6 protein-coding genes are annotated in these 14,341 nt (G+C 59.3%); 1 reads left to right on the forward strand and 5 read right to left on the reverse strand.

Going from position 1 to position 14,341, the window contains the following annotated elements:
• Positions 1 to 27: 27 nt before the first annotated feature.
• The gene (locus tag H6650_03710) at positions 28 to 3,225 is read left to right on the forward strand and encodes a hypothetical protein (GenBank protein ID MCB8951100.1); all 3,198 of its coding nucleotides are present in this window, start codon (positions 28 to 30) and stop codon (positions 3,223 to 3,225) included.
• 312 nt (positions 3,226 to 3,537) lie between these two features.
• Here H6650_03710 and H6650_03715 read toward each other — a convergent pair whose 3' ends face one another.
• The 5 genes from H6650_03715 to malF all read right to left on the reverse strand — a co-directional run bounded on the left by H6650_03715 (position 3,538) and on the right by malF (position 13,878).
• Complete coding sequence (locus H6650_03715) at positions 3,538 to 7,428, reverse strand: right-handed parallel beta-helix repeat-containing protein (GenBank protein ID MCB8951101.1); 3,891 nt, start codon at positions 7,426 to 7,428, stop codon at positions 3,538 to 3,540.
• A gap of 477 nt (positions 7,429 to 7,905) precedes the next feature.
• Positions 7,906 to 9,585 carry a glycoside hydrolase family 13 protein gene (locus H6650_03720; GenBank protein ID MCB8951102.1) on the reverse strand — a complete coding sequence of 560 codons (1,680 nt, stop codon included), beginning with the start codon at positions 9,583 to 9,585 and terminating at the stop codon, positions 7,906 to 7,908.
• 7 nt (positions 9,586 to 9,592) lie between these two features.
• Positions 9,593 to 11,308, reverse strand: coding sequence for a DUF3459 domain-containing protein (locus tag H6650_03725; GenBank protein MCB8951103.1), 1,716 nt, complete (start codon positions 11,306 to 11,308; stop codon positions 9,593 to 9,595).
• An 85-nt stretch (positions 11,309 to 11,393) separates the two neighbouring features.
• The gene (locus H6650_03730; GenBank protein ID MCB8951104.1) at positions 11,394 to 12,284 is read right to left on the reverse strand and encodes a sugar ABC transporter permease; all 891 of its coding nucleotides are present in this window, start codon (positions 12,282 to 12,284) and stop codon (positions 11,394 to 11,396) included.
• Positions 12,277 to 13,878, reverse strand: coding sequence for a maltose ABC transporter permease MalF (malF, locus tag H6650_03735; protein ID MCB8951105.1), 1,602 nt, complete (start codon positions 13,876 to 13,878; stop codon positions 12,277 to 12,279). The genes H6650_03730 and malF overlap by 8 nt, the downstream gene beginning before the upstream one ends.
• Between the last annotated feature and the right edge of the window lie 463 nt (positions 13,879 to 14,341).

Raw genomic sequence — 14,341 nt, forward strand, 5'->3', positions numbered from 1 at the left:
CCACATTGTAGTAGTAGGAGAAAACCAATGAGAAAAACCCCCTTGCTTTTGTTGATCTTTATGCTGGGATTGGGTGCGCTGCTGGCCAGCACCACCCGCTCAGCGCCGGCGGGCGACTTCCGCGAAGCGACGGAATCCCGTCTGCTCGTGGTACGCGCTTATTTCAGCGACCCGCAAATGGTTGCCGATCTCTCCACCTGGACCGAACCATGGGAAGTAAACTACGACCGTGGTTACGTTGTCCTGGGCGTGACGCGCAGCCAGTATGAGTACCTGATTGTCACCGGTTTTGACGTGGAACTGGACGCGGACCTCACGGCGCAATTCAGCCGTCCCAATGTCCCGCTTCCCGGACAGGACATTAACACCATTCCCGGTTATCCATGCTACCGCACGGTGGAAGAAACCTATGCAACGGCAGCCCAACTGGCGGCCAATTATCCTAACCTGGCAACCTGGATTGATGTAGGCGATAGTTGGGAAAAGGTGACGCCCGGCGGTAATGCCGGCTACGATATGATGGTCTTGAAACTGACGAACAATGCCATTCCCGGTCCCAAGCCCGTCATGTTTATCACGTCTGCCATTCATGCCCGTGAATACGCCACCGCCGAATTGATGACCCGCTTTGCCGAGTACCTCATTGCTAACTACAACGTTGATCCCGATGTGACCTGGGTATTGGACAACCATGAGGTTCACCTCATGCTGCAAACCAACCCGGATGGGCGCAAGATGGCGGAGACGGGCCTCTCCTGGCGCAAGAACACGAACAATAACTACTGCGCCAACACCAATTCGCGCGGCGCGGACCTCAACCGTAACTTCGAGTTCCAGTGGGGCTGCTGCGGCGGTTCCAGTGGCAGCCAGTGCAGCGAAACCTACCGCGGCGCGTCGCCTGCCTCCGAGCCGGAAGTACAGGCCGTGCAAACCTACGCTCGCAGCATCTTCCCCGATCAGCGTGGCGACCCCCTGCCCGAACCCGCGCCTACGGACGCGACCGGCCTCTACATTGACGTACACAGCTATGGCGAATTGGTTCTCTGGCCCTGGGGCTTTACGGCCACGCCGACGGGCAATGGAACCGCGCTGCAAACGTTGGGGCGCAAGTTCGCCTATTACAACGGTCACTATCCTGAGCAGTCCATCGGTCTCTATCCGACAGATGGCACGACGGATGACTTCTTCTATGGCGATCTGGGCGTGTCTGCTTACACGTTTGAGATCGGCACCTCTTTCTTCCAGAGCTGCTCGACGTTTGAGAACCAGATTTTGCCGGCAAATATGAGCGCGCTCCTTTATGCCATGAAGGTTCCGCGTACGCCCTATATGACCCCCGCCGGTCCGGAAACATTGAACGTGGCCGTGTCCGACGGTTTGATCAATCCGGGCGACCCCGTCACGCTCACGGGCGTGGCAAACGACACGCGCTTCAGCAGCGCCAATGGCACGGAACCGACGCAGAACATCGCCGCGGCGGAGTATTATGTGGACACGCCGCCGTGGAATGGCGGTACGCCCATCGCTATGCAGCCATCCGATGGCAACTTCAACAGCCCCAACGAGGGCATTATCGCCAGCGTGGATACGTCTGGTCTCGCCGGTGGGCAGCACCTTATCTACGTGCGTGGGCGCGACGCGGCCAACAATTGGGGACCGATGAGCGCTGTCTTCCTGCACGTGTTGGGTGGCAACGAAGGTTCCGTGGACGGCTATCTCACCGATTCGCTCACGGGAGAGCCTTTGGCCGGAACGGTGATGGAACCCAACCTGGGTATCTCCACGACCAGTGACCCGGTCACGGGTTTCTATTCGCTCTCATTGCCGCAGGGAACCTGGATCATCCAGGCTAGCGCGGATTACCATCTGGACGCGACGGTGACTGATGTGACCGTAACGGATGGCAATGTGACGCCGCTGGACATCCAACTCGACCCTACGTCGGGGTTGGGATTACCCCCCGCGGTTACTGCCCAATTAGCTTTGGGGGAAACGTCGCAGCAGACGCTTCGCATTGATAACCTGGGCAATCTGCCGTTGACGTGGCAGTTGAAGGAGATCAACGGTGGCTATGAGCCACCGGCTACGCAGATCGTGTCGGTGCTGTTGGTGGACGATGATGATAACTCCCCGAACGTTCGTCCTTACTATGAGGCGGCGTTGACGGCGCTGGGCATCAGCTATAATGTGTTTGACGTGGGCGGCGGGTCCGGCAACGGTCCGACGGCGGCGGCGATGAGCGCGTACGATGTGGTCGTATGGTTCTCCGGCGACCAGTTTGGTACGCCCGCGGAAGCTGGCCCCACGGCAACGGATGAAGTGGAATTGGCGACTTACCTGAATGGGGGTGGGCGTCTGTTCTTGAGCAGCCAGGATTATTACTATGATCGTGGTCTGACGTCGTTCATGCAGAATTACCTGGGCGTCGGCAGTATGTCGAATGACAACGGTAATTACACGAGTGTGACGGGCCAGAATGATTTTGCGGGTTTGGGGCCGTATACGTTGAGCTATCCGGGGACGGATTATTCCGACCCGGTGACGCCGAACGCGAATGCGCAGGTGAGTTTCCTGGGGAATAATGGGAACAATGCCGGCATTTACTCCGACACCGCCGTCTTCTTCCCGTTTATGTGGGAGGGTATTCAGAATGCAAATGCCGGCAACGGTCAGCAATCCCTGGAAGCCATCCTCGACTACCTGGCTCCGCCGGAAATCCCCTGGCTCTCCGCGAACGTGACCAGCGGCACCATCCCCGGTGGTGGTCATACCGACGTCACCCTCACCTTCAGCGCCCAGCCGCCTATCTCCCAGAACGGGCTGTACACCGGCACTGTGCGCATCCAGAGCAACGACCCCGCGCGTCCCTTTGGCGACGTGGCCGTATCCATGAACGTGACGGATAGCCAGGCATACTTGATCCTCAACTATCAGTACTCCATGAACAACGGCCAGACGGGCAGCGGTACGTATTACCTCTATCAGGGTGGTACGTTTACCGACAGCGCGGGCGGCGGCGGCGTTTGGGTTGAACAGCCCAACCCGCACCGCCTGTACATGCTGCACCAGAATTCACAGTGCAACGCGCTTTCCATTGGCATGTTCCCCGGTGGCAACATTGTGAATGGTTACCGCGCTTGCCGTGATGGTTCCGGTGTGAAAGGGGTGTGGACGTCTACGATTGCTGCCGGCATTTTTGCCGACCTCAACGTGCAAATCAAGTAACCTCACCTTTCTGTAAACGCGCCGTCCCCGGCGGCAGCGCAGCAAAAAGCCGGACTTCAGCCGAAGTCCGGCTTTTTTGTTACGACAAAGATGAGGGCGCAATGGTCAATGCCCCCAAAAGGAGATGTGTTTTGCCGGCAATCATCGCCCCATCCCGTTCTTGCTCACAAATGACGGGGTATTTTGGCTGGAGGTTTCCGCCGGCCCACGAGAGACACAAATTACAAAAAAGCCCTTCCCCAACGGGGAAGGGCTTGAGAACGGACTGGCAAGATTGGTCAATCTTGACGACTGCCCCAATCGCCCACAGAACTAATACTTGATGCTGCCACCCGCGCCGGGCGAAGTCAGGAACGTAGCGACCACGCCAGACCAGACCCCGTAGTTGCTGGCCCCGCCGCGGCAGAACATCTGCCCCGCGAGGATGCCCGGACCCGTGTAACTGCCGACGAACAGGGCGTTACAGGGCGCGCCGGAGTAGCTGAAGAAGATCTGGTTGTTGCCCTGCTGGTAGACCCAGGAGCCGCCATTGCCTGCCGCGTCAACGAAGCTGCCAGACGTGAACAGCACCCAGGTGCTGGAGCCGGTCGTTCCGGTGTTCCACTGATAGTTGTAGTCAATGACGGAGGAGATCAGGTAGGAAGGCAGCCACGGCTGGTAGCCCACGTTGTTGCTGACTTCGTCACCCAGCCCCGTGGGGTTGAACGTGGGATGGTATGGGCCGGTTGCATCGCCCCACCAGTTGTTGCGGGCGGAGATAGCTACCGCGCCGCCGTTGAAGAGGCCATAGATGCCGTTGCCGCTGATGTTATTGAGGAAGATAACCGGTCCGGAATCGGCATGATTCAGGTAAATGCCATCCTGGAGGCTGTTGGTGATGCTGCAGCGGGTGACGGAGAGGGTGTCCGCCTTGCTGCGCAGGTTGGCGTTGGCGCCATCTTGCGAGACGCTGCCGCCGTAGCGGATGACGCAGTTATCCAACGTTCCGCCTGGGGCGTTGTCGTGCAGGTAGATGCCGCCCCAATCGCCGGGCGTGCCGGTGGTGGCGCCGCCATCGTTGTTCGTGTCGCCGCCGGGACCATCGTCTTCCAGCGCCGTGAAGATGATGGGCTGGGTGGGCGTGCCGTCGGCGATCAGTTCGCCGAAGACGTGCAGGTCGATCGCCGGAGATTGTGCCTTGACAATGGTATTGGGCGAGAGCGTCAGCGTTCCACCACTGACGACGACGAGATCATCCGTCATCACCAGGGGGAAGTTGCTCTGGTTGGCGCTGGAAACGGTGAAGTTGCCGGAGACGCCGCCGGAGATGTCAACACCGTTGAGGCTGTTGTTGGTGGTCGTGTTGCCATCGAGAATGAGCTGACCGCTGCCGTTGATCAGGCGTAGTTTTGCGGCTGGGCCTGTGTTGTTCTCGAAAGCGTTGGTTTTCAGGTAGACGTTGGCCGTACGGCTGGAGACGAGGCTGTTCACGCCGGCGCCCACATTGTTGCGGAAGGCGCTGTTTTGCAGGGTGAGGCCACCGTTAGCAGCGGCGAAGACGGCGTACATACCATCCGAGGCGGAGGCCCGGAGGACGCAATTGTTCACGGTGAGCGTGGCGTTGTCGCTGCGCAGGTTAGCGTTGGCCCCTTGCGCGGCGCTGCTGCCGCCGTAGGCAATGAAGCAGCGGTTGAGGGTGTTGCCGGCACTGCCCTGGTGGAAGTAGAGTCCGCCCCAGTCGCCAGCCGCCGGGGTTGTGGCGCCGCCATCATTGTTGCTGTCCCCGCCACTGGTGTCGTCGCGGAAAGAGGTGAAGGTGATGGGGGATGTCTGCGAGCCATTGGCGGAAAGCGTACCGTACAAATGCAAGTCAGTGGTGGCGTCCTTTCCTTTGACGACGGTTCCGGGAGAGAGTGCCAGGGTGCTGCCGGCATTTACCACGACATCGCTCGATAAAACCGTGGCGAAATTCGTTTGCGCGCTATTATCCAGCGTCAACGTCCCCACCACCGAACCGGAGAGGGAGAGACCATTGACCGCATTGCCCGCCGCCGTGTTTCCATTTAGCGTAACTGTGCCCCGACCATTGTTCAGGACCAGACGCGCGCCCGCGCTTTGGTTTGCCAGGAAGGCGTTGCCGGTGAGCGCGGCGGTGAGGTCGGCGTCGGAGGAGAGCATTTCCAGGCCACTGTCGCCGTTGCTCTGGAACGTGTTGTTGTTCAGCGTGAAGGTGCGTCCGCCGCCGTTGCTGATCAGGTATGCGCCGTCCGTGGCGGAGGCGCGGGAGGAGCAGACGGAGACGGTGAGGCTGGCGTTGTCGCTGCGCAGGTTGGCGTTGGTTCCTTGCGCGGCGTTGCTGCCCCCATAGGCGATGACGCAGCGGCTGAGGGCGCTGCCCGTACTGCCATCGTGGAAGTAAATGCCGCCCCAGTCGCCGGGGGCGGGCGTGGTGGCCGCGCCGTCGTTGTTCGTGTCGCCACCCACGGAGTCGTCTTTGAGTGACGTGAAGGCGATTATCTGACCGGGTTGTCCGGCGGCGGTGAGGGTTCCAAACACTTGCAGGTCGGAGCTGGCGCTGCCGGCTTTGATGATGGTGTTGGCGGAGAGGGCGAGGGTGCTGCCCAGGGGCACGCTGATGTCGCTGCTGAGGACGAAGGGGAAATCGGTCTGGTTGGTGTTGTCCAGGGTGAGCGTGCCGGCAAGATTACCGGACAAATCCGTGCCGTTCAGGCCGTTGTTGCTGACGACGTTGCTGTCCAGCGTGAGCGTGCCGTTGCCGCTGCTGAGGAGCAGTTTCGCCGCCGTGTTGTTGCTGTCGAACGTGTTGCCGGTGAGATTGGCGGTGAGGCTGGCGTTGGTGTCCAGCATGTTGAGGCCTTTGCCGGCATTGTTGGCAAACGTGCTGCCGGAAATATCCAGCGTGCGGCTGCCGCTGTTGCTGACGAAGTAGATGCCGTCCAGGGCGCTGTTGCGGAAGGTGCTGGCGCTGATAGCCAGGTCCACGTTGTCGCTGCGCAGGTTGGCGTTGGCGCCTTGCGCTGCGTTGCTGCCGCCGTAGGCCACGTCCAGGTTGCTGAGGACGTTGCCACTGCTGCCGACATGGAAGTAGATACCGCCCCAGTCGCCAGGCGCGGCGTTGATGTTGGCGTCGCCGGTGATGCCGGCGACGGCGTTGTCATTGATGGACGTGAAGGTGACGGGGGAGCCGGGTGTGCCCTCGGAGACCAGTGTGCCGTAGACGTGCAGGTCCGTGGCCCCACCGCTGGATTTGATGGCGGTGTTGGCGGCGACGGTGAGGGTTGCGCCCGCTTTGATGGTGAAGTCGCTGGCGAGCGCGGCCACAAAGCTGGTTTGCGCGGAGCCGTTGAGGGTGAAGGGGCCGTTGATGCCGCCGTTCAGTTCGACGCCGTTGAGGGTGTTGCCTGTGCCGCTGTTGCCGGCAAGGGTGAGGCTGCCGTTGGCGTCGTTGAGGAAGAGTTTCGCGCCGCTGCCGGCATTGTTCTGGAAGTTATTGTTCGTCAACGTCGTGCTGCTGCTCATGGCGGACGTGAGGCCATAGTAGCCGTTGCCGTTGTTGTTGTTGAACGTATTGCCATTCAGACTCACGTTGATCGGCGCCGTGGTTGCCAGGGCGTATACCCCGTAGGCCGCGGAGAACTGGAACGTGCTGCTGCTGATAACCAGGTCGTCATTGTCCACGCGGAACAGCGCAGCCGCGCCCTGGGCTGCATTGCTGCCGCCGAAACGGAAGATGCCGTTGTCGATGGTGTTGCCGTATGTGCCCGAGTGCATGTAAATGCCGCCCCAGTCGCCCGGCGCGGGGGAGGTTGCATTGCCGTCGCCATTGCTGTCGCCGCCAAAGCTGTCGTCTTTGTAGGAGGTGAAAACCACAGGCTGACCGGGCGCGCCATCGGCAACGAGGGAGCCGTAGATGTGCAGGTCGTCGTCGGCGCTGTCTGCCTTGACGACGACGCCGGGATCGATGGTGAGGATCACGTCGTTGATGACGACGACGTCGCAGGTGATGATGTAAGGACTTTGATCAATAGTCCAAAAGGTGTGATGGATGATGGTTCCGCAGACGTTTGTGCCGGTGGGGGTGTGGACTTCGGTATAGGGAGGAGCGGAGATGATGGCGTTTGCCGGGGAAGCGGCGGAAGTGGTGCGCGCGAGTCCAAAGAGAAGCCCGAGCAGCAGGAACAGACGTAAATGCTTAGCTTTCACAAAATGCCTCCTATTTTTTTTGAAACCAATGACAACAAAAGTCAAAGACGTGCCAATGCGGTCCGTCAATATGCTTGCCGGGCGTAGGTGGTTGTTGGTCCGCGCCGTGCGCCAGGGGGCGTCCCCCATCTGGGATGATGTGGCTGATGGGAAAAACGCTGCCGGGTTCGCGCAGGAACATAAGCCCCAGGCGAAGGGGATACGCTATGGTGCAGGGCACGCGCTACGATTTGTTCCGCGGACAGGACGCAAACGAGAGCAAACGGACGCGAACAAGCGACCTTAATCACGCCATCCGTGATCGTTTGCCTTTTACGTGTCGCACTCTGTGCATGAACAATTTGTGTATGTTTGTTGTACAACAACTCGAACTACGGCCTGAAGCTGATAAGGACCGACATTTGGCACAAAATTAGTCCCTGATCATAAGCCGACTACCCAAATATGGCAATATATTCGCGCATATTTGGGATTCGATCAGCGCATGACGCGGACATCGCCTGTCCATGGCTCCAGGGTGAGAGAAATGCCGGCAATTGTCACCTCACGCGCCGCCTCACTCCGATTAAGCGTAACCAGGATTGTCTCCTGCTCATCGCTGCGCGTGTAGGCATACACGCCCTCATCCAGGTAGACCGTTTGCCGCACCCCCTGCCACAAGGCGGGATGGCGGCGGCGGAAATGAATCAGCCAGCGATAATAAGCGAGCAGGTCGGCATCTTGCGCCTCTCCCCAGACCATGGGCAGGCGACATTCTTCCATAATGACCCGCCCATCTGGTTTTAGCAGGTCCTCGTTTTGCGATAGCCCGGTTTCCGTGCCGTAATAGACAATTGGCGCACCGGAGAGCGTGAACTGGCACAGCGCGGCCAGCTTCAACTTGCGCGTGTCGCCCCGCGCCAGCCAGAGGAACCGGTTCATGTCGTGGTTGTCCAGGAAGCTGGGGCGGCTGTAGGAATCGGGGAAGAACGCCTCATGCTGCCGTAAAAAGCCATCAAACTGCGCCAGACTCATGGATTGGAAGGCAAAGGTGTCCCGCAGCGCCTGCAACAGTAGGAAATCGAGGCAGCCGTCCAGCCGACCGCCATAGGAGAGCAGCAGCATGGGGGATTCGATGACCTCTCCAAATATCCAGGCGTCGGGATTGGCGGCCTTCACCGTGGCGCGAAAGTCAACCCAGAAATCGTGCGAGGGGCCGCAGGCGTAGTCCAGGCGATACCCATCAAAATGAACGTCTGTCAGCCAGAAGCGGGCGGCATCCAACAAATAGTCGCGCGCGCCCGGATCGTTTACGTTGACCTGGGGCAAATCCTTCACGCCGAAAAAGGTTTTGTAGTCGTGGGGCCATTCGTGCCAGTGGTACCAGTTGATGTAGGGGCTGTCGGGGTCTGTTTGCGCTTGTTGGAATGTGTCGTGCCCGCTGCCCCAGTGGTTGGCGACAAAATCGAGCAGCACGCGCATGCCGCGTTGGTGTGCCCCATCCACCAGTTCCCGAATGTCGGCCATGGTGCCCAGGCGCGGGTTGACTTGAAAGTAGTCGGTGGCGTGGTAGCCGTGGTGGGTTGTGTCCGGGAAGAAGGGGTTGAGCCAGATGCAATTGCAGCCGAGATCGGCGATGTAGTCCAGCTTTTCGATGATGCCGCGCAGTGTGCCGCCGTAGATGTCGCCGAGGTTTTGCGTGGGGTTCCAATCGCGCCCCTCTCCGGGGGAAAAGCGGTCGGGAAAGACCTGGTAGATAATGGCGGCGCGGCTCCATTCTGGCGGCTGCGGTTGACCCACCTGGTAGGAGTAGCGTTCACCCTCGTTGGCGGGAATGGGGGCGCTGCCGTCGGCGGGGTAGGCGTGAATGGTGTAGCGGACGATGGTGTTGTGGGGGAATGCCGGCATCACCCCTTCCCACACCTGCCGATACTGCCAGTTTGCCAGGTCCCATTCGGTGCGCGTCCATTGCAAGGGGATGATGGCCTCGTCGGGCTGCGCCAGATGGCAGAGAACCTTTTCCACAGCCCGCGGCAAAGCAACGGTGACGGTGATGGGCAAGGTTACGTCAGGCGGCGGTGGCGTGGGCTGATCGTGGCGCACGCCCAGTCGTTGGGTGCGCTCGTGTGCCTGGCGCTGAATGTCATTGGAGAGGGGGCCAAAGATGAATTCTTGCATGATGGCCTCAGGGTGTGAGCTGGATGATGGTGGTGCTGAAGGATGGCAAACTGGCGTAGGGCTGGTATTCGTCGAATCCTCCCTGCGCATGGATGGTCAGAGGGGCGGGGTCCGGTTCGCCCATGAGGAGGGTGAGGCTGGCGGTGGGCGGGAGTGTCCCTGATTCCAGTGTGAGGCGGTACTTCTCGTCCGCGTCGTCGCCGAAGTTGATGATCACGAGTACCGCTTCCGCCGCCGACTGGCGTACAAAGGCATAGACGCGCGGGGAGTTGGTGTCCACGGGCTGCCAGTCGCCGACACGCAGCGCGGGGTGTTCGTGGCGAAGCTGGATCAGGCGGCGGTAGTGGTTGAGCAGGGAGCCGGGGTTGTCGTTTTGTTGGGCGACATTGCGTTCGGGGTAGTCATTTGCCGGCACGCGCCAGGGCCTCCCCGTCGTGAATCCTGCCCGGTAGCTGCTCCCATCCCACTGCATAGGGCGGCGAATATCCTCGTCCGGCTTCTTCCCCTGCATCCCAATCTCCTCGCCATAATAGAGAAAAGGCACACCAGGCGACGTGAGCAGCCACGACGCGGCCACGCGCCCCTTGTTCTCGTCCCCATCCAATTGCGTGAGAAGGCGATTCTGGTCGTGGTTCGCCAGGAAAATGGCGTATTGGCCGGGCGGGAATGAGGAAACAACCGCCTGCTGTTCTTTGCCCACCTGGATGCCAAACCCACTGTCCGCGCTGTTCAGCGCCGCCAGCGCCAGATCGAACTGAAAGGCGATGTCCACTTCATCCCCGGTGTACTTCAGCACCTGCTGCGTGGATGTCCACGCCTCGCCCACGGTGAAGGCATCGGCGCGGATGCTTTTGTAGAAGCTGTGGTATGCCTGTAACCAATCATGGGTGGCGGGCGTGTTTTCTTGCGCTTTCCCCTGTTCCACCATATGCTTGATCGCATCCAGGCGGAAGCCATCCACCCGCATATCTTCCAGCCAGAAGCGGGTTGCGTCCTCCATTTGCGCCGTCACGTCCAGATTTTCATAGTTCAGGTCAGGCATGCCCGACCAGAAAACGCCGTAATAGTAACCGGAGGCCGACCTGTGCCAGACAATCTGCCCATCCGGGCCGCGATAGCCGGGATCGGTGTCCGACCAGATGTACCAGTCGCGTTTGTCTGAGTTGGGGTCTTTGGCGGCAATGAACCAGGGATTTTCCACGGACGTGTGATTGAGGACGAGATCGACGATGACGCGAATACCGCGAGCGTGCGCTTCTTCCATAAGGCGGCGGAAATCGTCGTTACTGCCGTATTCTGGCGACACCTGGTAGTAGTCTTCGACGTCGTAGCCGTGGTAACTGGTGGCCTTCATGATGGGCATGAGCCAGATGCCCGTGATGCCCAGGTCGGTGGTGGTGGTGGGATCGCCATCGTTGAGGTAGTCGAGTTTTTCTATCAGGCCGTTGAGGTCGCCGATGCCGTCGCCATTGGAATCGTAGAAACTGCGGACGAAAACTTCGTAGAAGACGGTATCGTTCCACCAGGGGAGTCCGTCGGTTCCCTGGACGAGGAGGCTGGGGATGGCCGTAGGCAGAGGTGGGGGCGGGGGTGTTGGTGGCGGGGATGTGAACGTCGCGGGTGGGCCGATGGGGGCGCTGGTCACGGTGGGGGAAGGCGGCGGGGCATTGTTGCACGCCACGAGAAACAGCACAGCCAGGAAGAGGAGAGCAAATCGTCGCATATTGGAAACCGGTAATAACAACGCCTGATGCACCGGTTGCGGCTGCATCAGGCGTTGGCGTAGACGGGAAACAAAGATCGAGCGTTTAGCCCTTAACCGCGCCCTGTGTCAGGCCACCGACGATGCGGTCTTGCAGGACGAGGTAGATGAGCATGATGGGCAGGGCGGCTAGCAGGGCGCCTGCCGTGAACTGGCCCCACTTTTGCGAGAACTGGCCGGAGGTGAAGATTTGCAGACCGACCATGATCGTGTACTGCTCGGTGCTTTTCAAGAGGACGCGGGCGAGGAGGAAGTCTCCATACGTGCCGATGAAGGTGAGGATGGCGACGACGATGAGGATGGGGCGCAGCAGAGGCAGCAGCAGCATGGTGAACGTCTGCCAGTGCGTGGCTCCGTCCACCATGGCGGATTCGTCAATGTCGCGGGGGATAGAGTCGAAAAACCCTTTCATGAGCCAGATGTTTACGCCCATGGCCCCACCCATGTAGACGAGGATCAGGCCGGCGTGGGTGTTCAATCCCAGCGTGGAAATGACATCACCAATTTGGGAGACGAGGAGGAAGATGGCGACGATGGCCAGGATGCCCGGAAAGACCTGGATGAGGAGGATCATCTTCAGCAGGTTGACGCGCCCCGTGAAGCGAAGGCGCGAGAAGGCGTAGGCGGCCAGGGTGGTGATGGAGACGGAGAGGATGGTGGAGATGAGGGCAATCTTCAAGGAGTTGAAGTACCAGCGCCAGTAGGGGAAGACGGGGTTGGTCAACAACTCGCGGTAGTTGTCCAGGGAGGCGTTGCGCGGGAGGAGCGTTTGCGTTGCCAGGGAGTCGGAAGGGTTGAAGGAGGCGGACAGGGTGAAGATGACGGGGAAGACGGCGAAGAAGATGAGGATCAGGGCCACTATCCAGCGGATGATGATGCCTGTTTGCTTGCGCTGCTTCATGGTCATGTTGGAGCCACGAACGACGGTGCTAGACATTTTCACTTACCTCCTCCCACATGCGGGTCCAACGGAACTGCGCCAGGGTGATGGCGGCAACAATGACGAAGATGACGATGGTGATGGCGGAGGCAAGGCCGTAGTCCGCGCCTCGCCCGCCGGCAAAGGCCAGGTTGTAGACGTAGCTGATGAGGATGTCTGTGTGGCCGGCGCGGCTGATAGTGCCGGCAATTGGCGGACCCCCACTGATAAAGAGATAAATCAGATTGAAGTTGTTAAAGTTGAACGTGAAGGAAGCTACCATCAACGGGCCAACCGCGACCAACAGCAGCGGCAGCGTGATCAGGCGGAACCGTTGCCAGCCATTTGCCCCATCTACTTCCGCCGCGGCATAAATATCCTGCGGAATGGCCTGCAGCGCGCCGCTGCAAATGAGCATGAAGTAGGGATAGCCCAGCCACAAGTTTACAATGAGGATAGCCATCTTGGCCCACCACTGATCCGTGAACCAGGGCGGGGAGAAGCCGATCAAACCGCTCAGCGTACGGTTGATTATACCTACGTCCGGGTTCATCAAGCCGCGCCAGATCAGGATCGTGATTAGACTGGGAATTGTGTAGGGAATGAGCAACAAGGACTGGATGATCTTCTTGCCCGGAAATTCCGGATCGTTGAACAGGTAGGCAATAGCCAGCCCCAATGCAAACGTCATCACCACGCTGAGAAAAGCGAAAGCAAAGTTCCACAGAATGATGCGCAGCAAAGGACCACGCAACGCGGGGCTGGTGAAGAATCGCTGGAAGTTGCCAAAGCCGACCGTAGTCTGGAAGCCCGGAATCAGTTCTTTGCCGCTGGTTTGCCCGGTGAACGTGCCTTCAATGGGCACAAAAATCTCACCCGTTTCCTGATTCACCAGCCGATCCTGCTCCGCGTCGTACCGGTACAGCGGCTCCCGTTCACTGGCGGCTTCCGTGGACGTGATCTGTACAATCTGTTCATCTACGCCAAAGCGTAAATTGCCCAGATCGTTCATGTACCGCAACACGGTGAGCTTATTCAGACGATCATACCCCTCGATGCTGACCGGAATGCCGTTTTCGTCGAATTCTCCCACTCCCTGGTCACCTGGATTGGGGGTCGTGATGGGTTCGTCTGGCTTTGCCAACATTCCTGGGTTGCTGTCTTGTTGTAGCCAGAGCGCAAAGCTGCCATCGGCGGCGCGGAAGGCGGTCCAGGTGAAGGCCGCTTTCCCTTCGGGAAGGTAGGTTTCCTTTTCTATTTGGACGATTGCCTGGTCTTTGGCGAGCAAATGACCATCGCCGAAGTTCGTGAAGGCTACGTAAATGGTGAAGAAAATGGGGTAGATGGCGAATAGGATCATCATCGTCAGGCCGATCACCATCCAGCGGATAGGGTATGCTTCTTTTCGCAGTAATACCCATGTCCAGAGGACGGCGATGGCAGCTATGACGGCGGCCAGGTAGGGAACGCCATTGGACCAGAAATTGAGAGCCAGCCAGCCGGCCCCTACGTCTACGGCCAGCGTAATCAGAATGCGAATGAGAGTGCTGGTGGTAGATGGGCGCTCAGAGGATGCTCGATTTTTGGTCTTGGCGACATCAAAGACACTCATAATCCCTCCTCGTTCCAATGCGGATGTAGGCGTCGCCGCGGAAGTCGGGATGCCTACATTTGCCTGATATTGCCTGGGAGGCAATTTTGATTGTGGACCCCATCCCCCTGATGGCGCAAGAAACGCTTGCTGGTTTTTATAACACAATGGAGGCGGATTGGTTGTCATTCCTCCGCGAAAACACTTTGTAGCGCGCGTTTTCGACTCGCCTCTCTTGAGAAACAGGTGTAACTATTTACGTCTCCGAGAGATTAGACCAATTTTGTAGACATTGATAGGGTTTAACCAGTGCAAATTGGTCCAATCTGGGCATACGGATGGACGCGGCCAACGCGGATAAACAAAATCTGCGTCATGTGCGAAATCCTGACTCTCTTCATTCCTCGTGGCTTCGGGGTGATGGGGTGTGCCCCGTGCGGGGAATCTTGTAAAAAAAGAGGACAGGGGCACGCCCCTGTCCTCT

Source organism: Ardenticatenales bacterium (assembly GCA_020634515.1).
In the GTDB taxonomy this organism is placed as follows: Bacteria; Chloroflexota; Anaerolineae; order Promineifilales; family Promineifilaceae; genus JAGVTM01.